At 39.0% G+C, this 26,101-nt stretch carries 26 protein-coding genes; 15 read left to right on the forward strand and 11 right to left on the reverse strand.

Annotation, left to right across the window (positions count from 1 at the left end; translation table 11 throughout):
• A partial coding sequence (locus KO511_RS04360) for a helix-turn-helix domain-containing protein (RefSeq protein WP_215986251.1) occupies positions 1-255 on the reverse strand: 255 nt, incomplete at its 3' end.
• Between the two features lie 56 nt (positions 256-311).
• Between KO511_RS04360 and tnpA the strand changes: the two genes are divergently transcribed.
• Complete coding sequence (tnpA, locus tag KO511_RS04365; RefSeq protein ID WP_215986252.1) at positions 312-740, forward strand: IS200/IS605 family transposase; 429 nt, start codon at positions 312-314, stop codon at positions 738-740.
• A 174-nt stretch (positions 741-914) separates the two neighbouring features.
• On the opposite strand, the gene KO511_RS04370 is transcribed toward tnpA, so the two are convergent.
• Together KO511_RS04370 and KO511_RS04375 are read right to left on the reverse strand one after the other, a co-directional pair.
• Complete coding sequence (locus KO511_RS04370) at positions 915-1,169, reverse strand: UvrD-helicase domain-containing protein (RefSeq protein ID WP_215986253.1); 255 nt, start codon at positions 1,167-1,169, stop codon at positions 915-917.
• Positions 1,170-1,619: 450 nt separating this feature from the next.
• The gene (locus KO511_RS04375; protein ID WP_215986254.1) at positions 1,620-2,597 is read right to left on the reverse strand and encodes an OmpA family protein; all 978 of its coding nucleotides are present in this window, start codon (positions 2,595-2,597) and stop codon (positions 1,620-1,622) included.
• A gap of 66 nt (positions 2,598-2,663) precedes the next feature.
• On the opposite strand from KO511_RS04375, the gene KO511_RS04380 reads away from it, so the two are divergent.
• Positions 2,664-4,283 (forward strand): S1 RNA-binding domain-containing protein, encoded by a 1,620-nt coding sequence (locus tag KO511_RS04380; protein WP_215986255.1) that lies wholly within the window; start codon positions 2,664-2,666, stop codon positions 4,281-4,283.
• Positions 4,284-4,402: 119 nt separating this feature from the next.
• Here the strand turns inward: KO511_RS04380 and KO511_RS04385 are convergent, their stop codons facing one another.
• From KO511_RS04385 to KO511_RS04410, 6 genes are all read right to left on the reverse strand, one after another.
• A complete protein-coding gene (locus KO511_RS04385) occupies positions 4,403-4,687 on the reverse strand; it encodes a hypothetical protein (protein WP_215986256.1) in 285 nt (94 codons plus the stop codon).
• Between the two features lie 27 nt (positions 4,688-4,714).
• On the reverse strand, positions 4,715-5,740 hold the full coding sequence (locus KO511_RS04390) for a hypothetical protein (RefSeq protein ID WP_215986257.1): 1,026 nt from the start codon (positions 5,738-5,740) through the stop codon (positions 4,715-4,717).
• A 110-nt stretch (positions 5,741-5,850) separates the two neighbouring features.
• Positions 5,851-7,995 (reverse strand): AAA family ATPase, encoded by a 2,145-nt coding sequence (locus KO511_RS04395; protein ID WP_215986258.1) that lies wholly within the window; start codon positions 7,993-7,995, stop codon positions 5,851-5,853.
• A gap of 80 nt (positions 7,996-8,075) precedes the next feature.
• Entirely contained in the window at positions 8,076-8,531 is a 456-nt protein-coding gene (locus tag KO511_RS04400; protein WP_215986259.1) for a hypothetical protein, read from the reverse strand.
• On the reverse strand, positions 8,531-9,577 hold the full coding sequence (locus KO511_RS04405) for a rod shape-determining protein (RefSeq protein ID WP_215986260.1): 1,047 nt from the start codon (positions 9,575-9,577) through the stop codon (positions 8,531-8,533). The genes KO511_RS04400 and KO511_RS04405 overlap by 1 nt, the downstream gene beginning before the upstream one ends.
• A gap of 67 nt (positions 9,578-9,644) precedes the next feature.
• Positions 9,645-10,811 carry a D-alanyl-D-alanine carboxypeptidase family protein gene (locus tag KO511_RS04410; protein WP_215986261.1) on the reverse strand — a complete coding sequence of 389 codons (1,167 nt, stop codon included), beginning with the start codon at positions 10,809-10,811 and terminating at the stop codon, positions 9,645-9,647.
• 111 nt (positions 10,812-10,922) lie between these two features.
• On the opposite strand from KO511_RS04410, the gene KO511_RS04415 reads away from it, so the two are divergent.
• From KO511_RS04415 to KO511_RS04435, 5 genes are all read left to right on the forward strand, one after another.
• The gene (locus KO511_RS04415) at positions 10,923-14,219 is read left to right on the forward strand and encodes a hypothetical protein (protein WP_215986262.1); all 3,297 of its coding nucleotides are present in this window, start codon (positions 10,923-10,925) and stop codon (positions 14,217-14,219) included.
• Positions 14,220-14,583: 364 nt separating this feature from the next.
• Positions 14,584-16,113, forward strand: a complete 1,530-nt coding sequence (gene secD, locus KO511_RS04420) for a protein translocase subunit SecD (protein ID WP_215986263.1) — start codon at positions 14,584-14,586, stop codon at positions 16,111-16,113.
• Between the two features lie 39 nt (positions 16,114-16,152).
• Positions 16,153-16,374 carry a hypothetical protein gene (locus KO511_RS04425; RefSeq protein ID WP_215986264.1) on the forward strand — a complete coding sequence of 74 codons (222 nt, stop codon included), beginning with the start codon at positions 16,153-16,155 and terminating at the stop codon, positions 16,372-16,374.
• A 180-nt stretch (positions 16,375-16,554) separates the two neighbouring features.
• The gene (gene secF / locus KO511_RS04430; protein WP_215986265.1) at positions 16,555-17,403 is read left to right on the forward strand and encodes a protein translocase subunit SecF; all 849 of its coding nucleotides are present in this window, start codon (positions 16,555-16,557) and stop codon (positions 17,401-17,403) included.
• 4 nt (positions 17,404-17,407) lie between these two features.
• A complete protein-coding gene (locus KO511_RS04435) occupies positions 17,408-17,974 on the forward strand; it encodes a hypothetical protein (RefSeq protein WP_215986266.1) in 567 nt (188 codons plus the stop codon).
• Positions 17,975-18,015: 41 nt separating this feature from the next.
• Here KO511_RS04435 and KO511_RS04440 read toward each other — a convergent pair whose 3' ends face one another.
• Positions 18,016-18,840 (reverse strand): hypothetical protein, encoded by an 825-nt coding sequence (locus tag KO511_RS04440; protein WP_215986267.1) that lies wholly within the window; start codon positions 18,838-18,840, stop codon positions 18,016-18,018.
• Positions 18,841-19,240: 400 nt separating this feature from the next.
• Here KO511_RS04440 and KO511_RS04445 point away from each other — a divergent pair, with 400 nt between their 5' ends.
• From KO511_RS04445 to KO511_RS04480, 8 genes are all read left to right on the forward strand, one after another.
• Positions 19,241-20,149: a hypothetical protein gene (locus tag KO511_RS04445; RefSeq protein WP_215986268.1), complete on the forward strand. Its 909-nt coding sequence runs from the start codon at positions 19,241-19,243 to the stop codon at positions 20,147-20,149.
• Positions 20,150-20,242: 93 nt separating this feature from the next.
• The gene (locus KO511_RS04450; protein WP_215986269.1) at positions 20,243-21,046 is read left to right on the forward strand and encodes a hypothetical protein; all 804 of its coding nucleotides are present in this window, start codon (positions 20,243-20,245) and stop codon (positions 21,044-21,046) included.
• A 45-nt stretch (positions 21,047-21,091) separates the two neighbouring features.
• Positions 21,092-21,331: a hypothetical protein gene (locus tag KO511_RS04455; RefSeq protein WP_215986270.1), complete on the forward strand. Its 240-nt coding sequence runs from the start codon at positions 21,092-21,094 to the stop codon at positions 21,329-21,331.
• Positions 21,332-21,348: 17 nt separating this feature from the next.
• Positions 21,349-21,501, forward strand: a complete 153-nt coding sequence (locus KO511_RS04460) for a hypothetical protein (protein WP_215986271.1) — start codon at positions 21,349-21,351, stop codon at positions 21,499-21,501.
• A gap of 499 nt (positions 21,502-22,000) precedes the next feature.
• On the forward strand, positions 22,001-23,110 hold the full coding sequence (locus KO511_RS04465) for a preprotein translocase subunit SecY (protein ID WP_215986272.1): 1,110 nt from the start codon (positions 22,001-22,003) through the stop codon (positions 23,108-23,110).
• 54 nt (positions 23,111-23,164) lie between these two features.
• The gene (locus KO511_RS04470; RefSeq protein ID WP_215986273.1) at positions 23,165-24,001 is read left to right on the forward strand and encodes a hypothetical protein; all 837 of its coding nucleotides are present in this window, start codon (positions 23,165-23,167) and stop codon (positions 23,999-24,001) included.
• 47 nt (positions 24,002-24,048) lie between these two features.
• Complete coding sequence (locus KO511_RS04475; RefSeq protein ID WP_215986274.1) at positions 24,049-24,855, forward strand: hypothetical protein; 807 nt, start codon at positions 24,049-24,051, stop codon at positions 24,853-24,855.
• A 2-nt stretch (positions 24,856-24,857) separates the two neighbouring features.
• Entirely contained in the window at positions 24,858-25,346 is a 489-nt protein-coding gene (locus KO511_RS04480) for a hypothetical protein (RefSeq protein ID WP_215986275.1), read from the forward strand.
• Here the strand turns inward: KO511_RS04480 and KO511_RS04485 are convergent.
• Positions 25,332-26,048: an HlyD family secretion protein gene (locus KO511_RS04485; protein ID WP_215986276.1), complete on the reverse strand. Its 717-nt coding sequence runs from the start codon at positions 26,046-26,048 to the stop codon at positions 25,332-25,334. The two genes, KO511_RS04480 and KO511_RS04485, sit on opposite strands and share 15 nt — an antisense overlap.
• Positions 26,049-26,101: the final 53 nt, after the last annotated feature.

The raw sequence follows: 26,101 nt of genomic DNA on the forward strand, positions 1-26,101 counted from the left end.
AGCAATTGAATCATATTGCTGCAAAGCAATTGAATCATATTGCTTCAACCAATGATATTTTCGTGATTTCTTGGCAACGGAAAGTAATGGTTTTATGTCCTGTTTAGGATTCAGTGTGACACCATGCTTGCGGTACATATGAGACGTTAAATGTAGAGCTTTGTTATACGCAAAACGCACAGCACCAAACTGAGCAATTACAAACTCAGCTTGTTCTTGTGTTGGATAAATTCGTATTTTTGTTGCTCTTAACATTTCAGTGCTCACCTGTATAATACATTTATATTATTGACTTATCGGGGATTTGTAAAGTGAGTGAGCACAACAAAGAGTTGCTTCAAGATTACCTCAGAAAAAGGCACAGCGTAAGCAAGCTAGTTGTTCATCTGGTGTTTACAACGAAATACAGGCGTAAGTTGTTTACTGGAGTTATGATCGAGCAGTTAAGGGAGGCTTTTGAATCATCGTGTGTAAAACTGGAGTGTGAATTGATAGAAATGGATGGAGAGCAAGATCACGTCCATTTACTGATATCATATCCTCCAAAACTTTCAATTAGTGTAATGGTTAACAACTTGAAAGCCGTCTCATCTCGTATGTTACAAATACAAAACACGCACCTTACAAGGCAGAGCAAAAGCTCAGCCCTATGGTCTCGCTCATACTTTGCTTGCACTGCTGGCGGTGCGACAATTGAAACATTAAAAGCCTATGTAGAGAGTCAATCGACTCCAGAGTAAGACGCTATCGCGTCTCACGCCTTATATCCCCGCCCTCATCGGGCGAGGGTTTACGGCGAAATTGCTAAATGCCGCTCTTAATTTCCATGATAAAGGTATTCTAGAATTAAAAGCGGCTGGACAGTCGTCTCTGCTTATGGAAGCTGTATAAGTCTCGATACTATCGAGCAACGGCTAACGAAATAAGAAACATCGCCTGATAAGGCGGTGAGAAGTCACTTCTTTGCCTGCTTTGTTTGTAAAAGTAAGTCCAACAATTTGATGTGGTAGAAACTTATCTTTTATAAGGTGTCTAGTAACTCTGAAAACAAGTGTAGACGTTTTACCAGCCCCAGCAAGGATAAGTAGTCTAGGGTTGTCTTCTCGGACTGAGGTTTGTTGAGGTGGATTTAACTTCTCAAATGCTTCTTTGATTTTTGAATTTGTCATGTTTTTCTCCATTTTGTCATTATATTACTTCAGATTTATAAGCAATCTAAGTTCATGGAGCTAAGTCTGTGTTATTTTGTTGTTATTCGGTGATTTTTCTTGATTTGAGACTGTTCGCGTGTATACTTAATTTGTCTCTTTCGGGAGCCGTCGATTTCTCGCGACGTTAAACGTGCATTTAGGCTCAGGTGCATGTCAAGAGTGAAGACTTTTTGGAAAGAGAATCGACAGGGGATTTTTCCCAGCTAACGGGATTTCGTCCACCTAGATATAGCGTCGAAGGTGAGTTTGCAATTCGTGGGGAATTGCTTCACCAAGTTAGGTTTCGCCTCCAAACCCCATTTGTGTTGCGATAACCAAGGTTTTCCTAGTTTCCCTGATGGGCTAGAAAATAAATAGATAAACTAGGTCAGTAAGGGAGCTTTATGCTCCCTTTCTTTCGTTTTTAAATTATTTTAATTTTCTAATTAGAATAGTTGTGTTTCTATCAAAGAAGTGTAACTCTCTATTTTTTTTAATTTTTACATCACTAACATAACTACTAACAGACATTTTCTCTTCTTTTAATCCTGACTCCTTCGCTATTTTCCTAATAACATTGGCTCTTTCTCTGGCTAGATTGTTGTTATATTCACGATTACCTCTTGGGTCTGCTCTACCAGTAATTTCAACCTTAATATCATTTAAATCTGATATTGATTTAAATACTTTTCTTAATAGCTCTGACTCATCGTTTTGTGGTTCGCTATGTGCTGTAATGTAATAAACATTATATTCAAAGCCCCCGAGAAGGAGTTTTTTTTTCATTATTTCTCTAAGTTCATCATCTTTAGCCGCAAGTAACTTTTTCGCCTCTTCAGTTTGCCTTTTTTTTTCTAGGCTTTGGGTTTTTGATAGTTCAATTTGGAGTGTGCTGATCACTCCTTCAACATCGGTTCTGATTGATCTGGATTGAATAAGCCTCGCTTTAAGAACTTCCATTTCACTATTAAGCTTTTGTTTATATTTGCTTTTCCCTGCCTTCTCCAAGATATCTTCAGCCCACAAATAGCCTTCTGAAAGTATGAATGCTTGGGAGGTTAAGTCCTCCAGCTTCTTTCTTGTGGCGGCTGAAGACTCAGGCAATTGAAGCAAGTAAGCCTTGGCGGTTGAGTTTATAATTGATGTTTTGTACTCAGTTAATGAAAGTTCTCCTTTTTCTTTCGCAATCTCAATTGCTTTTTTCATCTCGAAGTTTTTAACCTTTGCTAATTCTGCTTTTGACAGAACTGAATGTGCTATTACGCCTGTCGCAGGTATTTTTATTGATTCATTATTAGCCATCAATGGTGCGTTAATGCTTGCCGTTATTAGGCTTACAAATAATATTCGATTCATTTTTATTAAATTGTCCCCATTTACAAACAAAGTATCAAATCTATTTGACATCTATATTTTAAAGTTACTAACCTCATTTCAGATTTTTAACAGAATATATTTCCTTTGAGGACGCTAATGGATAATTTTGAACAATTACTAAGTGAGTCAATGGTTAACTTTCAGCACAAGCCTAACGAGATTATTGAGGCTGAAGTTATTTTCGTTGACCGACATAAAATAATCGTAGATGTTGGCCTACACACTGAAGGTCACATCGCTAGAGACGAGTTTGTTGAGCCACCAGCAGTTGGTGACAAGATTAAAGTCGTTGTCGAGGCTCTTGATGACGGTGATGGTCAACTTAAGATTACGCACCGCGAAGTAATGCTTCGTGAGCAGTCTGAGCATATCCCAGATATGGTTGCTAACAATGAAATAGTTGATGCCAAAGTTGTTAGTTTAGCTAACGCTGGTCTTAACGTTCAGGTTGGTTATCTAACTGGTTTCATTCCAAGAAAACTTGTAGATGTTGTTCCCGTTCAGGATCCCGAACAATTCATAAACCAAATGGTTAGAGTAAAGGTTCTTTCTCACGATTCTACGCATGACAACCTTGTGGTTTCTCGTAAGGCTGCAATTTTGGATGAGCGTGGTGGTATTGTCCCTGCATTAGATCGTGAACTGAATGTAGGTGATACAGTTGAAGGTAAAGTGATCAACATTAAGCGATACGGTGCATTCATCGATATTGGTGGTGTAAGTCCTCTCCTTCATGCATCTGACTTAAGTTGGGATATCAATGATGCTAAGCCAGAAGACTTTGCTATTGGAGATCGCCTTCAGGTAATCGTAAAACACAAAGATAGTGATACAAATCGTTACTTCCTTTCAGTTAAGCACTTAGATATGTCTGCTTGGGAAGAGGCTAAAAAAGCTCTTGAGGTTGGTTCAACTCGCACCGCCAAAGTTGTAAAAGTCGAAGGAAATGGTGACATTCGAGTGTCTGTAGGTGGCGTATCAGGTGTGGTTAAAGCACATGATGTAAGCTGGACTCGTATGACCACTAGCTCTATTAACGCTGAGTTCCGTCGTGGATCTGAAATTGAGGTTAAAGTCGTAGGTTTTGACGACACATTTGGCTTCGAAGATGTTTTGGTTTCTCGTAAGGACTGCATTGAGAACCCTTGGAATTTTATTAGTAAAAAGTTCAAAGAGGGAGACATTATTGACGCATCAGTTAAGTCTATTGGTGATAAGATGATTTTCATCAATGTTCATGAAGATGTAGATGCAATCGTGCCTACTCGCGAAATTAGCTGGGTAAACTCCCGCGATGCAATCCTTGATATTAATGTTGGGGATACAGTTAAGGCAGTACTTACTTCTATTGATATTGAAGATCGACGAGTTGTTGCTTCAATTAAGCAAACTGAGGAGAATCCTTTTAACTCGATCAAGCGTGGCTCTAAGATTTCGGGTGTAGTAAGCGCTATAGCCAAAAACGGTGACGTTCAGGTTAAGTGCCTAGTAGGTAATCGTGAACAGGTGGGTGTGATTTTAGGTAGAAATGCTGTTCCTAGTCGCGCTTATAAGTCAGATGAAGTTTACGAAATCGGTCAAAAAGTCGATGGCACTGTAATTAATGTTCTTGCAAACGGTTTAGTAAGCCTTAATGTGTCGAACAAATGGGATAAAAAATCATCTCAAAACAGTGCAATCAAAGAGGCCATGAAGGTAGCTAAGGCTGAAGCATAAGTTTTTTTGTCTTAGAGTTTAAAAAGGCGCTGATTCAGTGCCTTTTTTATTAAGTCTTCCTTTAAGAAAATCTTGCCTACCTATTAAGTCACTCTCGGTAGCCATGGTTAACAATTGATTTACGAAGTGCACCACCTACCATTTAGGTTAATGCAAACCTCATCTATCATGGCGTGGTAGTAAATGCTGAATTCGCCATCACTATAACCGTAAACTGCTGCTAAAATCGGCAAATACTCGCGATAAGGCGATAGGTACTCATTAAAACTTTGAGTAAAATAGTTAAGCTCTGGATTATGAATTGGTTGCCAATTACTGTGTTTTCCTCTATCCGTGGTGCCGTCAGGAAGCTCTGTGAAAGAGTTTGACTTGTGTTCCATGAATTCTTTTGAGTTTAGATTCATACTTCTGCTTAGTTTTCCTTTTACAAATCAATAATAGCTTGTGGTTTTTTTGTCATCAACTTCATGGCTCTTTTCATTCAATACGATACCACCAACCTTAAATATTTCTTCAAACGCAACTCGTTTTGTTACGTTGTCATGAGTGAAGTTGATGCTAGTAATTCTACCGTTTTTACCTAACTTTCTTTTTTTTTCAGTATCAATGAAAGCTATGAACGATAGGTACAGGGAAAATAGCGAGTCTTTATATTCATTTGGTAGTTTTTTATTGAAGTTTTCATAGTGCAATGCTAGCTTATCGGTGATATTTGAGTAAGCTACCTTTGTTTTCTCATTGCCTATTTCGAACCTTCTGTATATCCGGTGATGAAATTCTTTGATGTGCTTTTTACTAATATCTATCTCATTCAATTTAGAGATTCTGACTTCGAAGTCATCATTTCGTTCTACGATAATTTTTTTGACCTCCATGGCAGCTTCTAGGCTATCGAAGTTGAAATGATGACTAATCTCATAGCATGTGGATAGATAAAGTGGTTCCCCCTTTTTATCCTCACCCCCTATAACAGACAACTGGTACTGAATTTCATCATTCTTTAGCCATACAGGTGAGATCTTCGTCTTTCCGTTACCATCATTTACTGTGTGTATGATTATGCAATGACGAAATCCAAGATCTGATTCAACTACGTTATGCCTTCTAACCATCTCTGCTACAATGTATATGAACTTTCCCTCTCTGGTGTGGCCTATGGCGTACAGTGATAGGTTTAGTGGTTCTTTAAGTGTTAAGAAGACGTCATACAGGTCATCTATTGAGATTATGTGGAAATCCTCTCCTCTGACAGCAACCTTAGTCATTACTCCATTTCGATTTATTAGTAACTGCTTGCTGCCACTTAATACAATTTCAGTAGGGGTATTGTAGTAAAAGAGCGGTTTAACCTCGTATTTCCAATCAAGATCACTTCTTGCAAGTATTTCTTTTTTGTCTTTGATAGGGTCGAGGTTTGTAATCAACTTATCGTTGTAAATATGTCTGAAATCATTCATTTTTTCACTTCGTGTGTATGCAGTTAGTTTCAAGCTCATCTTAGACTGTTTGCAGGAAATGAAAAGAGCAGCTTTCGCTGCTCTTTATTGAATGTACCGCTAACTCATTTTTAGCTTGTTGTATAAGTTACTTTATTCTCTTTCATAGAGAACTTAATGCCTCGTAACTTTTTCTTGCTATTAAGGATAGCTGTACCGATTTGTGAACCGATCTCAGTTTCAACACCCTTCTCAATAGGTCTAGCACCCATATCAATCTTGTAATACTCGTTGGCTATGTGTCTTAACACTTCTTCGCTGACATCAATCGTCAATCCGTACTGAGTTTTTGCCTTAGCACTGATTTTATTTACTGATTTCAGTGTTATTTTAACTAAGTCGTCTTCAGCCAATGTCTTGTAATCAATAATCTTGGTCAGTCTATTTCTGAACTCAGGCTTAAAGGCTTTTTCGAAAGCGCTTCTGTCTACAGTTATCTTTTCTTCTTTTTTACCAAGTAGACCGAACTTACTAGACCCTATCCCATCAGCTCCGCAGTTTGATGTGAATAATATGATGTTTCCGGTTAAATCGATCTCTTTTTGAGTGTTGGTTGTAAGCCTTCCCTTATCCAATACGGCTAGTAGTAAGTCGTAAATTTGAGGATCAGCTTTTTCTATTTCGTCGAATAAGACTACGCCGTCAGGGTTCTTCGCAATGAACTCAGCTAGTATCCCATCACCCTTGTCGTGACCAATATAGCCCGGAGGCGCACCAAGTAGTTTGGATACTGTGTGCCTTTCCTTGTACTCCCCCATATCGAGTACAAGTGTTTCTACACCAAGCTCTCTTGCTAGTATTTCTGTTGTTTCTGTTTTACCAACACCGCTTCCACCAAGCAGCATAAATGATGCTTTAGGTTGCTTGTCTTTAACTTTGAAACCTAGACTAGAAAGTTGTATTTGTTCGCATATTTCATCAACAGCGTGATCTTGCCCAAAAAGTTCAGCTTTTATGTTTTTGCTCAGTGTCTTAAGTTTTTTTGCAAGGTCGTTTGAAATCGTATCTAGGGAAACTCCTTTAACCGATGCAACTACTTCGGTAATCACCTGTTTAGTCACGATATCTGCATCATGTTTGATTGCAGAACGTTCAAGAACCTCGATGCTGTTGTGAAGCGTATTTGTTCTAAAGTGAGCTTCGCCAAGCTCTGAGAGAGCATCTATTGCTTTGTTGTCAAAAATCACATGTTCTAAATTCGAAATCTTATCAGCGTGGTGAAGTAAGATTTTCTGCCTAACGTCTTTGTTAGGTTCTTTTAGGTCTATTCGAAGAACGGAGGTACGATAACCACGTTTATCAAAAACCATGCTGTACGTGTCTGGGGTAAGAGTACAGATGATAACGACCCCTTGATCCGCCGCACTTGCCAAAAATGGCATAAACTCAGGATCTCTACATGCATCATTAAGGTAATGAATGTTGTCAATGAGCAATATGCTTCTCTCAGACTTACTATCTTGTATAGCGCTAGATAGACACTGCTCTAGTACACCTCTGTTCATACTGGTGTTTATAATCTCAGTGGTGTCTAAAGTATAGATTCCAGTTTTTGAGATGTTTTCATTCGCGTTGTTAATCCAGTGATTTAAACTTTCAATCAATGTTGTCTTGCCTATTCTCTTTTCGCCAACTATAGCGATAATTGAGCCACCACTTTTATTAACTGCATCCTTAAGTCTGATTAATTGATCTTGGTTTCCAATCAATGGATCAGTAAATGGAGCTGCAAGCTCAGAGTAGCCTCGTTTAACTTTGCTATCACTACTTTCTTTCTCAAGGCTCTCAATGGTTTCTCCGCCAAGCATAGCTTTTAGCTCAGTTCTTAGTTCGAGAGGAGTTTCACAGGCTTTCGCTAGTGTCGCTAAATCATCACCTTCATTGTCGATAACATTGCAGATAAACTCTATTAAAAGGTGTAGTTCAGTTACATTGGCACTTGAGCCGCTTGCGACAATAGAACCTCTAATTATTGAATCTACGCTAGGGCTTAGCTTTGGTGAAACATTTTCTAGTTTTGGTATTCTTGCTAGCTGATTATTTATCAGTTTTTCATACTCATTTACGTCAATAAGGTTATTCGCATTAACGAGTAGTGAGCGCGTTTCTTCAAAAACTTTAAGCAGGACTTTGGCTGCATGGGTAAGGTAAGCAATTTCGCTGCCTTGTTGTTTGGCTAGCTTTAGAACTTCATCCTTAAACTGATTGACTATCATTAAAAAATCTCACAAATATAGTGGTAATATAGTGATTATAAATAAGGTTTAAGGCGTTTCAAGATAAGTCTCCCGCCCATTTAGCACTCGTTTATTAACTGATCGATAGCTTCTAAAACATCAATGTCATTATTATTTAAGAGCATTTCGTTTAGGCTGATTATTATTTGCTCACCCTTAGGGAAGGCTTCACAATAGAATGTGTATGCAAAAAATATTGCGTCTACCTTTTTTATTTTTGAAGAACCTCTGTCCCAGTAGTTTTCGGTCGAGATAGGCTCAAGAGAATATGAGCCAGATGTGACCCTTTTCTTAATTTCTTCAAACTCACGCCCGAAGATAATCGTAAGTAATATTGAGTATCTGAGCGTTAAGGCTTTTTCCTTTATGAAGGCGTCAATTAGTGAAGTCATCTTTTGGTTATTCACTAATTTTGTTTTTTTCTCTCTTGCTCGAAGCTTTAGTGCTTGGTTGCAGAGGGTCGCCATTTTGGCCTTAGTGTCATATTCTCTAACTAGAACTCTTGCTGGTTCCATTATCGTTTTCTTCTAGCAGCTTGAATTTTTCCAGCTCCTTCAACAGTACAAGTTTCGTAGTTCTTCGCTATTGAGGCTCGAATGTTTAGTGCTTCAGAGATTGCCATATCTAGACTAGATATCCTTCCTCCTAGTCCGACAATATTTACCCCATTTTCCTTAAGGTCGTCAGCCATGTCTTCTTTTGATTTTTCTAGAACTTCAAGAAGACCAGTAACTAACTTGTCTACCAAAGGTCTTATCGCTGTATAAACCTGCATCTTTGTTAGCTTAAGGCTCTCTGGTACTGAGGTTCTTTTTAGAAGACCAGATATCACTTCTTCTTGATGCTCATCGTCTTCAGGTAAAAAGTATGCTGTCCCTAATTTATCTAGAGCTTTTTTGGCATTGTTAACGCCTATTGTGAACTCAGAATGTACTCGAATGTACTCAATGATACTTTTGATAAAATGATCGTAGCCAAGTTGCATTGTGGTTGAGTAGTGAATCTTGTTCAGTGAAATAATCCCAATCTCAGTGTAGTCTTTGGCTATATTCATGATTATTGAAGCGCCTGAGTTGTCTTTTCCAACTCCAATGCCTCGGGCGGCAGCCTGAAGTGATGAGATAAGCTCAATCCCCTTTGCTCCCGCAGCATCAATAGTTTCAGTCATAACCTTCTGAGTGCTTGCTGTGGCACCATCAGGCATTATTGCAAGAACATCTGGATATATTTGCAAAAACTTAAAGGGAGTCTTGTTCTGATCCGCTAGCATTTTGAAATAGTGTTTAAGTAATTGTTCGCAATAATTTGGCTCAGCTATAATTCCATTCTGTACAGGGTAAACCACCCTAACGCCTTCAGGGCATTTACCTGTGATGCTTTCAGCTTCTTTCCCGAAAGCTAAGCAAGAATCACCGTCAATCACTAGGATTGCAGGTTCATTAACCTTAATTGGGTTGTTTTCACAACCTTGTTGGTAAATAACAGTATTCCCACTCGTTAAGTCGAGAGTGATATCTTCGATTTTTATATTTTTGAGTAAACTTTTCGCTGCTTTAAACATTTTGCCTGACTATTATGCGTATAATTAATTGAATACAGATTATTAAATCAATTCTGTATATTCAAACTTACTGACCTATTTTTAGCTTTACCCAATCTTTAATTTTCTTAAATGGATTTGCTTCTTCTACTTTTTCTTTGGTTATTAAGTTAACACTACCTAGTTCTTCGCCTTTGTAATAAGCTGTTAACTTACCTACTACGTAATTTTTGTCTACAGGAGCGAATAGGACTGGGTCATTATCTCCATTCTTCTCCAGCTTCCCTACTAAGTGTATATCTTCAGTAATTGGGTTTATGCCGATTGGTATGGTGCTAGAGAGATCTTTTTCGGCGTACACATAAATTGAGTCGGCTTTTCCGTAAAGTACTGGAATCTTGGTGATTGGTAAGCCTCCCTCTATAGGTTTTACATTCGCGAACCTTCTATAACCATAATTTGTTAACGTTTTAGCCGCCATAAATCGGTCGGTTACTGAGTCCGAGTTGAGTACGATTGTAATAATCTCACGCCCATCCTCGTTGAAGCTGCTCATTAGACTGTATCCAGATCTTACTGTGTATCCTGTTTTCATACCGCTATATGAATCAGATTCATTAAGTAGCTTATTTCTGTTCGGCTGAGTAATGCCATTAAATGTATACTCTTTTTCTTTAAAGTAGTGCGTATACTCTGGGAAATCTTTAAACACTCTGGTGGCTAATGTAGCAAGGTCTCTAGCTGTCGAGTGCTGTTCAGCTCTGGTTGGTAATCCTGTCGCGTTGGCAAAAACAGTGTCTGTCATGCCAATTTCCTTGGCGTAATTGTTCATCAGTTCAACAAACCTTTCTTCTGAACCTGCAATATGCTCAGCTAATGCTACGGAAGCGTCGTTTCCAGATACAATAATCATTCCTTTAACAAGATCTTCTACCCGAACTTTCTTTCCTGCCTCAATAAACATCTTAGACCCATCAGTGCGCCAAGCTTTTTTGCTTATCAAAACTTCATCATCTAGGTTAAGTGTTCCGTTTTTTAGTTCATTAAACGTAACGTATGCTGTCATTACTTTAGTGAGGCTGGCTATTTCAGTCGTTTTCGCTGAGTCCTTTTCGGCTAGTACTGAATCTGTAGAGATATCTATCATTTTGAAAGATTTAGCTGGTACGTTCGGTGCAGGTATTAGTGGAAGAGCCTGACTGGAGCTACAGATTGTAATCAGGGCTACCGTTAGTAGTTGTTTCTTTAAATTCATTTTTTATGGCTTTCTTATGGTATAATAGTGACAGTAGAAGAGTAAAACACCACGAGAAAAGTTCAAGATGACTCATAGCCTCGTGTTGAACATAAAAAACTAGAAAAAACGATGATAGATATAAAACTTACTGAAAAACGCCCAGAACATGCTGAAAATGAGTTCAGCGCAAGACGCTTTTCGCTCCCTGATAACCGTGAAGCGAGAATGCAATACGAGGTTGATGGAGTCGGCGTTGAGATTATTGGTAAGCCAAACATACTTGCTGGCAAGATGGAGCTTATTGTTTCTCGTTTTTCTAAAAGTAGACCTACAGGTAAGGTTGAGCACAGCGCTTTCGTGAACCTTAACCAGATTATCAGGGTTGAAGTAGATTCGTCAGACCCATCTAATATAGGTGTAATGGAGGGTGAAATAGCCCGTTTCTGCACAGATAAACTATCTTCGTACTTCAAAAACAATGACACAGAATTTGATTATGTGGCTATGTCTGAGTCTCTCGTCGCCGACCCTGATGCTTCTTTTATTTCATGTGCAGAACTAGACCATTCGTTGAAGCAGTCCATTTATCGGAAGGCCATGAATGCCAAAGTTCCTTTTTTAGCCTCTAACCAAAGGGAACTCGCACTAGAACCTAACATTTCTGGTGGTGCGAGCAGAAGGAAGAGCGCTTCAAAACGAGCTATGGTCGATCTTGGGGCACTATCTGAGGCTTCTTCATCAACAAACTTAAACAACACCATAAGCAATAGAGTTACGGCGTCACGATCAGAAAAAGACGGCGTTGTTAATTACTCATTTGTTCAGCCTACTCCAGAGGGAAGAAAGGGTGCTACTGATCCATTTGAGGTAGTTATAAATGTTGAGTTGAAGAAGATTTCAGGTGGGCGTAGATTGGTGTCTGTTTCTCAGCCTAGTAGGAATGATAGCTGGACATTTGCCAAAGGTACGTTACCAAATTCGGACTCTGAAGCAGAGCAAGAAAAGGTATTGATAGAAAGTATATCTGAGGCTGTGGGGGCAAGCGTTACTGAGGGTGGCTTCTTTAAGAGAAACCCTTTTGTTCGCGACATTATGGATATGTATGTTTCAGGCTTTGATGAAGAGCTTAAGGCTAGAGTTCCCGAGCTTAACATAACTAGTAGCGCTAGACTGTCTCTGGCTGACCAGCCTGTGGCTTTCATATTAACAGCTCTTAATGACCTTAACTATTTGGATGTTCAAGTAGCTAAATCTGATTCACAAGACCAAAAGGTTTACTCTTTACGTGGAGCAGACAGTCTCAATTTGGTTACTGTTTGCGCGGAATCAGTTGCTGCAAACAGATGGGGAGATCGTTCACCGATTCAATGGTTAGTGCCTAATGGTAAGATCCGCCCAAACAACAGCTCTAGGTTAATTGATTCATTGGTCAAATACGGGATTTTAGACCTCAAGGCGTTCAATGGTAATAAAGAGAAAGCAGTAAAGGAAATCTCCAAATCAGTCCTCGCCTACATTGGTGATCCAAAGAATTCTACTATGACCATTGGTCATGCGATGAATGACGGCAGAAGAGCAGTGCTTAAAGCCCTCCCTCCTTTACCTACTGCGACTTCAGATACTGCTTTATTAGAAAAATTTGAAGCTTACCTGAGAGGGCGCGGTATCAGTCAGTCAGTGATTGATGTAGCTAAGTCTCAAAATATCATTTACCCAAGTATTGATGGTGATCACCGAGAGGCTGTATCTATGGTGGCATTTGACGGCTTTGGTGATGTAATGAAGCCTATTGTACAAAGGTTTGTTCCTTCGTCTGACGGAAAATGGACAAAGATGTTTGTTAAGAGTGCGCCAACTAGTGGCACTGCTCATATCGTTAAAGCCAAAGATGAGAAGTATATTGTCCTTGGTGAGGCAAACATTGATATGTATGCATTTTTGTCTGCTATCGAGTTGGCTGGGGGAGATAAGAGCATGTACTCCGCTTACTCCTTGATGTCAGCAACAAATGTTCCATCTTGGTTTGAGAACTCATTCTCCCTACTCTTGCCAAAAGATAAAGATGATGGAGATGGTTACTTAGTTGATAAGACCTACGAAGTTAGAGATAAATCAGAGTTATCAGAAAACTTGTCTAGGTTTTTTGGTAGCGCGGAGTCTGTTAAGTTTGTGGATGACGGTAGGCCATCTAGCAAAGCGGCTCTGAATTTTTTCAACAAGGTTATGGAGTTTTCCGGTGTTCCGAGCAATAAGATTTCTGTAGTTTATTCTGAAAACAGAATGACTGAAGTTCCGTCAGATAACCAAATGGTTTTTGACAGAACATGTATCGAAAGAACTATGGAAGCTGCTGGCGTGTCTCTTAATGATGACGGCGAGCTTGTTTACACGCATGAGCATGTTGTGTACACGGAAATCGTAACAGATGAACATAAGGCGGAAGCCAAAAGAAGAGTGATGGAAAAGTCGGGTGATTCAAAATTCATTTTGGCATTCGATAATGATCTTGCAGGACATAGCAAATCTGCTTCTCTCTATAAGTTCTTTAAGCTTGTTGGTGTTCCTTGTAACCCCGTCGTGGTTCCATTTGAGTCGAAATCTGATATGGAATTTGCATCTGATTTGGTTGTAGATATTGCCTTAAAGGAGCTAGCCCCCCTTTCATTTGAATTCAATGAGTTCTTATTGTTGAATGATATGAATGACTTCTTGAAGAAGATGCAGGGCGCAGACAATGAAAGGCATAGGTTGATTAAAGAGTTCGGTGATCAGGTCAAAGGTACTGTTGACGGTGATAAGCTTGTCGATGATACCCTTAAGGTTGCTAAAGCATTAGCTCAACAGAAGAGCTTAATGGAGTCCACCTACTCTCACATTTTTAATGCTGCAAAATCACTAGGTGAGCATCGTAAAAAGTATGGTCTTGCATCAAGGAAAGGTCGAGAGGCTGTTAAGTTATGGGAAAAAGATAAGGCTGAAAAGGTAAGCACCTTAAAAGCTTTAATTTCGGATCAACGTATACCTGAATTTCATCGTAGATACTTATCAATGACAAAAAAGATTCAAGATCATTTATCTGAGCCAAAGCCAAGAGGGAATGGCTTTGCGAGAAAATTGTCTGATGAGGCTTTCAATCAGGTTCGCGACTTAGCCAAACAACTTACAGAGCATAACCCAAAATTTAAAGATGCAAAAAATAACCCAGAAAGTAAGGCTGAATGGGCTAGTAAAAAAGAGCAGTTAGTTTCAGATATCAAAATTGCTTACAAGTCATTAAATGACAGAGCCAAGCAGAATATCCAAAAGAACAAAACTGTAGTTAAGGCTCTAGCTATTATCGAAAAATCCAATAGTTATGGGCAGAATCAGTCTAACCACAATCATTCAAGTAGTCATAATCCCAGCTCAATGGGTAACAGAGTTTAATAAATAAACCTGTAATTATGTATTAAAAAAAGCGCAATGATCTTCATTGCGCTTTAATTCCATATTGAAGGGAGTTTCTTTATAAAAACGGCTACTTCCCCTCCTTAAATAATTTTTATGAATCAATCTCTCATCTAGAGGTTTTTTTCAGTCTTTTTTAGCTATAACGAGAGTAATTATATTCAGTTTTAATGGACAAGGCTGCTTAAGTGCAGGTTCTAGGCGTAGGATCAACCTTTTTTGTTGGATTAGTTGATTGAGCCGAGTAAAATCCACCAGCTCAACAGTAGCAATATAATGACTTACAATATCAAATTTTAGTTATTAAACTAACCTCACAAAATACATCACACGAGGTTTTACCATGGGTAATAAGCTTACTCATAAGATGGCGTCTTTCATCGTCATTCTCATCCCGATACTGTTAGCAATCTCAGTATTTCATCCAAAAATCGACTTCGGTCTTCCAAAAATATCATTCGGCATTGATTTAGTTGGGGGCGGTCAGATAGTTCTTCAACTTGATAGCAAGGCTGTAGAAGAGAAAGAAGTAAAGGCTCTTGAGGAGCTATTTAGTAAAAGCCACCAGCTCAACAAAGAAGCTAGTGTGACAGACTCTCTAGTATTCGAAGGAAGCGACCTTCATCCCTCTGTTACAGATGAGTTACTGAGTAAGTTCCCTACTCTAAAGCTAACTAGAACTCCCACTTGTGTCGTTATCAATGGCCTTGGCGGTCATGTGGTGGCAAAAACAGGAGAGGCAGTGGTAGAAAACATCGGCACGCTAAGAACTCGTCTAAACGCTCTTGGGGTAGCTGATATTAGCGTTTATCGCCAAGGTGCAGACAAGATAGTTGTTGAGATCTCTAAGGGGAATGAAATAGATCGCATTAAATCTATTTTGGCATCTTCTGCTGAAATAGGGTTCTACCGAGCGGTGAATCCAGAGAAAGGTGTAATGTTGAGCTTTAAAGGCCAACCTGTAGTAAGAAGTAACACACCGATAGTATCTGGAGACTCAATCACCAAAGCTATAGCCACTTTAGATCCAAGCACTGGATTCCCAGTTGTGTCAATTGGCTTAAACTCTGATGGCGGCTCGAAGATGGGTAACTTCACTAGAGATAATATAGGTAAGCCTATTGTAACCACCCTTACGGATTCAGACTATGTGATTCCTGATGAAGGTGGGGAGCCTATTAGAAGTGTTTCCGAGAAAGTAGTTTCTGTTGCAAGCGTTAATGGGCAGTTCTCTAGTAGTTTCATTATTACTGGTCTTGGGTCTCTAGAGGAGTCAGAGAATCTTGCTCTTGTATTAAAGTCAGGTGCCTTAACTGTTCCTATGTTCATTGTTTCTGAGTCTACTATTGACTCTAGACTAGGGGTAGAGAATGCAACGCAGGGATTTACTTCGTTCGCTATCGGCTTATTGGCTCTATCTCTGTATGTAATCTACCTATATCGCGCTCGTGGGCTTTTTGCAATTTTTACACTCATAGTGAATGCATCACTTATTGTAATAGCACTATCTGTTATGGGTGCCTCACTAACGATGGCTGGTTTAGCAGGTATTATCTTGACTATGGGTATGGCTGTAGATGCGAACATCATAGTAATCGAAAGAGAGAAAGAGCTACTGGGTAAGACTAAAACCCCTCTCCTAGATTCTTTTAAAAGTTCAGCGTTACCAATTCTCGATGCAAATGCTACCACCCTATTAGTAGCTATCATCTTGTACAACGTGTCATCAGTTTCTTTAAAAGGGTTTGCGATTACTCTTGCTCTAGGTGTTGTGTGTACCGTCATAAGTTCGTACTTCATCAATATGTACTTCAGCACTTCATGGATGAAAGAAAAGCCATTAGTGCATAACGACATTAAACCTGCTCAGTAATGACTAAACTGTATTCTAATTTTCACTAAGGTATCCCTTATGTTCTATAAAATTATCTACTGGCCTCTCTTTGCGCTTATGGCTATTTCGCTTGGATTGGCTGTGATCTCAAACCTTCAGCATGTATGGATGGTAGAAGAGCGAATCTTTAGCCAAGAGGCAGGCCAATCACTTTTTCTAATTGGGTCAGGTCTACTTGCCTTAACGCTGTTGGTTCAAAAGAAATGTCGCGAGATCGCTTGCAAGAAAGAGGTGCAGTAATGATTTCTGTTAAAGAAGAGCTTCATGCTACTGACTCTAGAAAGAGAAAATCATTTCTTGGTTTGATTGTCTCCATCCTATGTGGCCTGCATTGGCGATAGACTTCTACAATTCTTTTTTTAAAATATGAATCCATAGGGTGAGACTTCTGTGGGTTCATGAGAGACGAATAGGTTACTTATGAATTTTGTTCTAATTGAGAATGTTCGAAATAGCATTGCTAAGTTTATGCTGGGCTTTGCTTTTGTTATAGCGCTGCTCTTCGCGACGGGCGCAAGTACTCTTAACTACAACATAGAGTTTACTGGTGGTGTCGTATACACCCTAAATGCATCTGTGGATGAAGTTAAAGACATGTTGGGTGATAACTCTGAGCTTAATATATCGGGGTCTTCAAATGGGGCTACAGTGCAAATGCTGGAAGAGGCAAATCTGAATGAGGCGGAACTCTCCTACTTGGAAGAGCACAAGCTATCTAGGGACACTATTGGTGCTTCTCTAGGGCAAGAGTTAGTTCAAGCTTCGTTGTACGGAATAGGTTTCGCTTTCCTAGGCGTTATGATTTACCTTTCTATTAGATACAACAGCACAATGGCTATCGCTACCCTCATCGCCCTTGTACACGATATCGCCTTTACTGTTTTCACATTGAGTATATTCGGGATTGAGATGTCTTCTATTGTTGTAGGTGCACTACTGGCTATTATTGGTTACTCAATAAATGACTCAGTGGTTACCCTAGATAGAGTGAGGGAGCTAATAAGAGAAGATGAGAAAGACCCTGTTCAAACTGCTATGGAAATGACGTTAAAACGAAATGTGAATACTGCGGTATCGACTTTGATTGTTATAGCTTCACTATTCCTGTTCGGTGGTGAGTCTATGCATGCTTTCTCTTTGACTATGTTAGCTGGCGTTGGTGTTGGTATGTTTAGCTCATTGACTATCGTGCCTTCCCTTGTGTCTGCTAAAAGAAACTCGGGTGCGTTCGCCGTATCTAAGCGTCCATCACTCGAAGGTGAATTATAAAATTATGAATATGAAAAAATTACTAATAGCTGGGCTGGTGGCTTTCTCTTCTATGTCGGCCTTAGCGGTTGATGTTACCGTTGAAGAGATGCAATACATACCTAAAGATCAGCGTGTATCTACTGTCGGTGTTCAAAAGCTGGACTTTGATGGGGAGCTGGTGGCTTTTGCTGGTGTTAAGGTTCATCAGACGAAGGGGTTAAGTGAAGCTCTTAGCTTTATTGAAGGGCAAGCACAAATGTCAGACCTTCGCAAAGACGCGCTTAAAGCATTGGCTTACTCAAGTGCCTATACAATTCAGAATGCATCGGAGATGGTTGCACTTCAGAAATACTCAAAAACAGCCTCGTTGGTCGCAGGATGCGGTTACTTCGGTCTCGATGATGAAATGGTCTTCATTACTGAAGGGATTTTTAATCGTTTGATCGAAGGAAAAGAGTCGTATAAAGAGAACTTGATTTTAGGTAGTTTGCAGCAAGCAGATCTAACCGCGCTATCTATGAACCCTAGATACGTCCAAGATGCAATCATGCGTTGCTCAGAGAACCTCAAAGTGTGGTTACCAAAATAAAAAATAAGGCGGAAATATGCCGCCCTTTTCTTTTCTGTAGATTAGTAATCAGGTTCTACTTTATCTAAGATATTGCCTAATCTATCACTACCCTTTCCATCTAAATTATTGTCCAAGGTATTATCAAGACCATCACCTATAATTTTATCGACTATACTGTCCATGGAGTCTTGGCGTCCTTCTTCGCCCCACTCTTCCTCATCATACCATTTAGCATAACCTGCATACTCACCAAGTTGCTCTTCAGTCTTCTTCTCGGCGACTTGCTGGTAAAGAGGTTTATCTAAATCATTTATACCAAGGTCTTTTGCTTGGTCAGCATTCTCTGTCTCATCTTTAGCCATGTCTTGAGCGTCTTCATATGCATCATCAATTGACTCATTAACTGATTCACTGAAGTTTTTGGCTAATTTACAACTGTTTTGTAACCACCATTCTTTCGCCTTATTCATTCCGGCTTGGTATGCCTCGCTCATAACAGTACTCCAGTCCACACCCCCAGAATTACCAGCCATAAGTGCTTTTAGTGAAGTCCAGCCAGCTTCAAGCATGGTTAAGTCTATAGAAGGAATTTCGAAGGAAGGGTCAGCTAGGACATCACAGAGATTTTTTTCCTTAGTTTCAGGATCTTGAGCATTGTAAGCCATACGCACTTCTCTGAACTTTTCGAAACGCGGAACATGATACTTATCGATTGAGCCTAAGCTTGCTTCGTATTCAGCCATAACCGCCAGTATTTCTTCGTCTGTGCAGGCCAAGGGATCTGCCGTAGCTGTCGAGCTTGTAGAACCTGCGAAGGCAACACTAGTAGATAGCGCTATGGATACAGCGAGGGTTGTTGCTAGTTTTTTTGTCGGAAAACTCATTTCAAACTTTCCTTTAATTGTAGTCGTGATTGGGCACGACTACAAACTAGCCATTTTTAGAGAATGTTATTTAAATCCAGACAGGAATCGAACGATTTCAATAGAAAGTGGATCAAAAACAAATGTGATTAATATAGCGAACGTAACAAGCATAGCACTCGTCCATCCAAAAATGTTTAAAGCCTCTTTTGGTGTGGGCCATATGATTTTATTGTATTGATCTCTGGTGAATTGAGATTCACCTTGCATGGTCTTAAAGAGTTTGGTTAGACGCTTCACTTGAATTTACCTTAGATAAAAAACAACAATTAGTATAATTATTAGACGTATTGCAATCGCGATACGTATTGGAAGTATCAAAAGTATAGGTTAGCAACCTAACTAAAACAAATTGTGAAAAATGACAAAAAAGTTCGAAACTAAAATTGCGTTATCTGCTGCTTTGCTAGCTTCATTTCCTATGGCGAGTGCGGCAATCGATAGGCAAGCAATAGAGAAAGATGTTGCATCAGCGTCAGTAATAGCAAGGGAACTGCAAGTTGGTGAGAAAAAGTTCAACTTAACTTTCTACAGTAGAAAACCCAAAGGTGTATTTTCTAGTTTATCAACTGCGGATTATGTTGAGTTATGGCATGGCAAAAATCAGACACCTTATGCTCTCCTAAATATTTCTGGGTTAACTCAGCAGCCCGCGAATAACCTTAGGAGATTAATGTTTTTTGGAATCGAAATGGATGATTTCAGTTCAGCCGATACTAAAAAGCATTCGCGTCTCATGCAAATGATAAAAGCACCTTACTATAAACATGTTCAGCCTAGACAGCAGCTTGTTTTAGGTTATGACTCGGGTGTTGCTCCAGCATTCAGTTCTGCTTGTACGTCAAAGTCATCGTCGCTGGTGGTTAGTAGTGGCGGATTGTATGTAGGTGAGGATTGTGAGCCTAAGGGATTAAAAGTTGTTTACTCAGTTAATATCACTGAGCAAGTCTATCCATGGGATATCAACACTGTTTTTACTTCATCGGAGCCTTATTCTCTTAATGAGAGGTTAGATGGTATCCAAACAGTGAGCAAGCTCGTGAAGCTTATGTCTTGTAAGGATGAGCCTATTACTAACGAGGGTTATGGTGCTACAGTTGATAGGTATTCATGCGCAAATGGTAATGAATTGGTCGTTTTGAAGAATAATTACTCACATCATCAATGGAATGGTTATCTCCTTGTTGATCGAAGTACTTTTAATCAATACGGAGCGCCCTATAAAGTGCCACTAACAAACTGGATATTTCAGGAGCTTGATGTAAGGTAAAAATCAGTAGATTTACATATAAGTGCGTGTATAATATTGGAGTAAATAATCGCATACAAAACTCTAATTATGATGATAACCAAGCCTAGCAAGGTGAAGAAGTTATCAAATTTCCCAAATAAAGCTTTGCCTTTTTTTAATGGGTATAAATTTGATAATAAATACTTTTCTATAGACTACAGACAAGCTCTAGCTGCACTGCACAACGAACACCCTAAATCAAAAGGGAAAGAAATTTTTGCACTGAAGATGCAGGTCTTCTCAAAAGAGTTTTCTAAAGATCTGTTTAGTCGAGATGTCATCAGAGTCCATGAGTCTATCCTTAGGATTATACAAGTCAATCTGAGCATGTTGCCTGTAGGGTTTCATCTTTATTTCGATGTCAAAGAGCGCTGCATTAAATCAACGTTCTTTCTTCTGAATTTTAACAAGATGTCTGATGAGCCTTCTCTGGTTGGCGCTTTAGACCATAAACTAACCTCAACCTTACACTCAAAAATTAGAGAACGAGTCTGCTCTCATTACACATTCACTTTTACCAAAAAAGATGTTTCACGCAATGTGGTTGAAGATCCTAAAGAGTCAGGGTCTTCAGTAGAGAATGGCGGCACAATTTCTTCAGAGCTAGATTTAGCTGCATTTGAATTGGTTAGCTTGTTTGGCGATCAAGAATATAAAAAAGCGATGGATAGAGCCTTTAGGGGGCTACCTTTGTCTAAAGCTTTGAAATTCTCTTCTGCGATTAATGCATTGATTGAACTTAACGGTGATGAATCGATTGAAAAATTGAAATTGCCGAGCAAAGGTAAAAAATCTACTGATAGCAAAGAGGTTACCCATACCGACAAGCGTCTATCGGAAAATCTCCTTCAGTCTCTTGGCTTGGATGAATTATAAAATTGGCAAATATGGAAAAAAGAAGCAAATAACAGTGTGAAATTTATGGCGAACCCTCTTCTTGTTATGGCAGAGGTAGATTGGTGGCTCAAGCCGATTATGACCTTAATTTACTCGTTCAGTCCATTTACACTACGCAAGCAGTTGTCAGAAAAGGTATCAGATAAGCTTTCAGAACAAGGTTTTCAATTAAACTCTGCAACTAGTAAGTTTTCAGAAGTGAATAAGTACTCTCTCCTTAGATTCAATTTTATACAAAGAACCCAATTCGTTTCTGTGTTCTAGATATGGTGTTTATCTTTTTGTCAGGTAACGTACCTGACTTTAGCAGCGCTTCTCTTAATCTTTCTGGTGGTTGGGTGAAAGAGCTTGGCTATTTACTTTTAGGCGTTTCAGTTGTCTTTTACTTTATTGGGCGCTGGCAAATGTACAAAATCAATCGTATTTTCCACTAAACAGCAAAGAGGTCGCCATTTTGGCAGCTTTTTTTACTTTCTCTCTCTTTAAATGTTCCGAATTACTTCTTAAACTCTATTCAGTTATTGATATTGATACATTTTTTGGGGTAAATTTTGGAACTTCTTCAATCCGCACCTCAATGGGTAAATTATATCCATTGGGCGTTATCTATACTTTTGATATTTCTTCTGATTTATACAGTCAACTATTCTGAGGTTGAAGAAATGTCAAATGAGGACAAAAGTCCTAAATTCCACTTGATATACAACGGTAAAACGTACCTTTTTGCGTTTCTTTTCGTCATTTACTTACTACTTTGTATCTTTATATAGGCTAACTATGAAGTTTTATTATTCGACATTTTTTAGGGCAACCTTAACCATGGCTGTGTGTTTGTTGTTTTTTAGGATCGGTTCCCACACCCCTATCCCACACATCAACAAAGCGGTTTTTGATAGTCTATTTCAAAGTAACCAAAGTGGAGTATTGCAGCTCGTGAACATTATTGGGGGCGGTTCATTATCTAGGATGTCAGTCTTCTCCTTGAGCATAATGCCATACATTACCGCGAGTATAGTGATCTTCGTAGCTCAGTTGATGAGCGATAAGGTGAAGGAGTTCGCCGCGAGTGAAAATGGAAAAATAAAACTTGAGCAAATTAAGAGATTGCTTACGATTTTACTTGTTTTTACACAATCAATGACGCTATCAACGATCCTGTTATCTCAAAATGTCAATGGTGAGCCGCTAGCTACAGTAAGTGGGTTTACTTTCTATGTTTCGACATTCTTGTCTCTCTTGACGGGGACATTCATTGTTGTGTGGTTAGCAAACATTATGACATTTGTTGGATTTGGTGCAGGTACGAGCTTGATCATAATGTTCGGAATACTGTCATCGATGCCTTCAAACTTTTTCACGATTTCTAGTATGGTAAGCGAAGGATCAGCTACGGTGGTTTCTGTGGTTGCTTTAATTTCAATTGTCTTAATATGTTTTGCGATGGTCATATACTTTGAAAACGCAGGCAGAAGGGTGGCAACGCTTAAAAGTGATAAATACGGCGGCTCTAGACCTTCATATGTCACTTTTAAAGCAAACCCAATAGGTATGATGCCACCTATCTTTGCAGCAATCGTTATATCTATGTTTGTCACTACAGCGTCAGCTTTCTCATCACTTATGCCGGACTTTTTGGTAACAGTTAAGGATAGGCTTGTTGGTGGTACTCCTGAGTTTATTGCTCTGTTTAGTGTCCTGACTTTTGTTTTCGGGTTTGCTTTGAAAGGTACTATGTTGAATCCGAAGAAGGTTGCGAATGGGCTAATGATGAGTGGTCAAGTTATACGTAGCTTAAGGGGTGGGCTTGAGACAGAAAAGTATCTATCGAGATTGTTTCAGTCGCTAACATTCATCGCGTGTTGTTACTTGGTTGTTCTTTGTACAATACCGGAAATAGTTAACGCCTACCTTGGGATACCATTCTACCTAGGAGGAACCAGTATATTAATCATGGTCTCAACAGCTAGTGAGATGAGAAAAAATATATTCGGTATGATGGAAGGAAATGCTTATAAGAAGGTTAGCAAAGACTTTCTTAAGTAACTAGGGTAACTGAGGGGTGACTTGTCACCCCTTTTGGTGAATAGGTGAATTAAATTGGATTTTAGAAAATATTTAAGTGCGTCGGCAATCATCCACTTTGTTCTGATTATTGCGGCATTGTTGGTTGCTGTATTGGGGCTTGGTGGTAAAGAACATAAAGTTAACCTCAGCAATAATGAAGAAATTAAAGCAATTAGTGAGGAGGAGATAATTAAAAGTGTTTCTGTTTCTGAAGAGGAGCTAAAACATTCTTTAGAGCAGTATTCTCGTAGGCAATCAGAGAGAGAAGTAGAGCTAAATAAACAGAAAGCGGCATTTCAGAAAACTCAGCAAGCTCTTAAGAAGAAGGAGCAAGAGTTAGCACAAAAAGAAAAGCAGCTACAAAAAATAAGTCAAAAAATTCAAGACCTTTCCGGTAAAGCCAAGATTCTTCAGGAAGAAGAAGCTAAAAAAAAAAGAAATGAACTAGAAAAGAAGCGTCAACAAGAGAAAAAGCTTGATCAGGAACGAAAAAGGGAGGCTGAGATCAAGGAGAGGTTAGCAAAGCAAAAACAAGATAATGAGAGAGCCTTGAGGGAGATTGCTGAAAGGAATGCTTTAGCTGAGAAGCGTGAGTTGGCTTTGATTCGTGGTAAATATGAAAATGATATACATGAGTTACTCTATGATGCTTGGGTTCTTCCGTATGATAGAAAAAATGTAAGTTGCAGCGTAACTTTATCGTTATCTAGTAGCGGATTTATCGATAACTACGAATTTAACAACGTATGCCCTCCAAATTATAAATCTATGATCGAACTAGCAATAGAGCGCGTAAAGAGGCTACCTTCAGTACCTGAAAAAATATTCAGAAGTAAGGAAGTCGTGAACTTTATTGATCGTGTAGATTAGGTAATTTGACCGTTAAATCCTCAACTCTTATATTTATTAGAAAACGCATGAATAAATTTAAAAGGTTGCCATTTCGCTTAGCGCTGCCAGCTTTAGCGGCAGTAGTATCATTTAGTTCCTTTGCTGATGGTGATGAGCTTGAGACTATGCTAAGTTCGGCGACCGAATTAACCTCTGCGGACTTCGAGAATTATGCCGCAAAATATGGTATCGATTTTAGTTCTCCAGCAATTGAGGACAAAGGTTTAGCGCAGAAAGCAGCTCAGAAAGATCTTGGGGGTCAGGCGAAAATCGATTCGACTAGCCAAGCAATTAGGGTTGCTAACTCTGTTACTAAAATTAGCGACCCAGTTCTTGTTGAAAAAGGATTTCTTGACCAAAGAAATATGGAGAAGACACTTGTTGAGGAGTCACTACCTCTTTCGTCTCTATATTTGAGAAACATCCCTGAAGACTCTATGTTGACCTTTAAAAAAAAGTTCACACTTCTACCATATGAGACAACCGCATTTTTTCAAGGTGGTAAAAGAATTTATAGAAAACCAGTCCTTGAAGATGAGCTACCTGTGACCTTCTGTATGCTAAATTTCTCTGAATCGGGGAAAGGGAGGCGTGCTACGGAGAAGACAAGAGTAGTTGTATCTATGGTTGAGGAGCACAATTCTTTATTTCAGAAGAATGAGTTAGATGATGGCACCCTAGTGCGTGTCACTAAGCTCACTCTCGATAACCCAGAGTTTAAGCAGATTGTATGCATGGGTGCAGGGGGCTCTCAGCCTTTATCAATCGGTGTTATGTCAAAAATTACTGGCAACTTAATAAACGTTAAAATTCAGAATTACGTTGATATTTAAGTATGAGTGAGTCTGACAATCTATTCCTTGAGGATTTTTTCACAGATACTGATCAAACGGAGGTTGTTACGTATGTAGCTGACCTTGGTTTGTATTTTATCTTGAGGGTAAATGGTCTTTCTTATTCATGTACTGCGCTAGGCTCCGATTTGGCCTTAATACAGTGGCGATTTTCTGGTGGTAAGCTCATTATAGAGGATAATAATGGTGTTTATCAGGTAGCTAAGGTCAATGATGACGAGTCGGGTTTGTTGATAAATGTGGTTCGAGGTCAAAATAAAAAGGTCATTTTTCAAAAGAAATGCTACCTAAATGTTCTTCATGAGGTTGCATTAAGTGATATTGAGGAGTTTGGCTCAGAACAGGGCACAGCACACCTTTCAGACTTCCAAAAACTATTACATTCTATTTTAAATAAAGACACCGCTAAACAGTTAGCGGTGCCAATAATTGTTATAGTGGTAGGAGCCTTTTTTTTATTCAACGCTTAGGTCTATTTCCTCGTCAAATATAGCGCGACTTTCTAGGGTCGCGTTTTTCAGTTCTATAGGCATTAATTGACCTTCAAGGGAACTAATCCTTTTCTCTAGCTCCTTTATATTGTTCTTTAGCTTAGAGTTTTCTTCCGACTGAATATTGTTGCTTTTTGCTAAAGCTATAGTGTTGTTAAGATCTAGTTCTAGTTCTTTGAGCCTTTCCTTGTACTGTTTTTCCATCAGGTCTAGCTTTGTTTTTACAGGATCAAGTTTGTCGTTTTTCGCCTCTTCTTCAAGCTTTGCAAGTTTCTCCTCAACTTTTGATATATACTCTGAGCTTACTTCAATTTTTAACTTATCTCTTTCTGCAATTAGTTTTTTTAATTGTGCTGGAATTTCTTTATTCGCATATTGAGTATTTTTAAGTTCACTAGATAGTTCACTTATTTCTATCTCAATTGCTTTTAGCTTGCGTTGGCTAAGTGAGCTATTATTGTAATCAGCTATTATTATTGCAGCTCTCTTGTCTTTCTTTGCGATTGCGTAATCCAATATAGAGTAACCTTCTTTTCTATCTAATACATTAGGTTGTTCTTTGTATAAGCTTGATTTAAGTTCACTATATTTCTTACCTTCTATGAGGCTAGTGTAATCAGAGGCTTGAGCGATAAATGACGTTAAAGAAAAGAGGTAGATTAACGATATTTTTCTAATCATTTTATTGATAGATTAACAAAAAAAGCCACCTCGTAAAATGGCGGCTTTAATTG

The organism is Vibrio hepatarius, assembly GCF_018860525.1.
Taxonomy (GTDB): Bacteria; Pseudomonadota; Gammaproteobacteria; order Enterobacterales; family Vibrionaceae; genus Vibrio; species Vibrio hepatarius_B.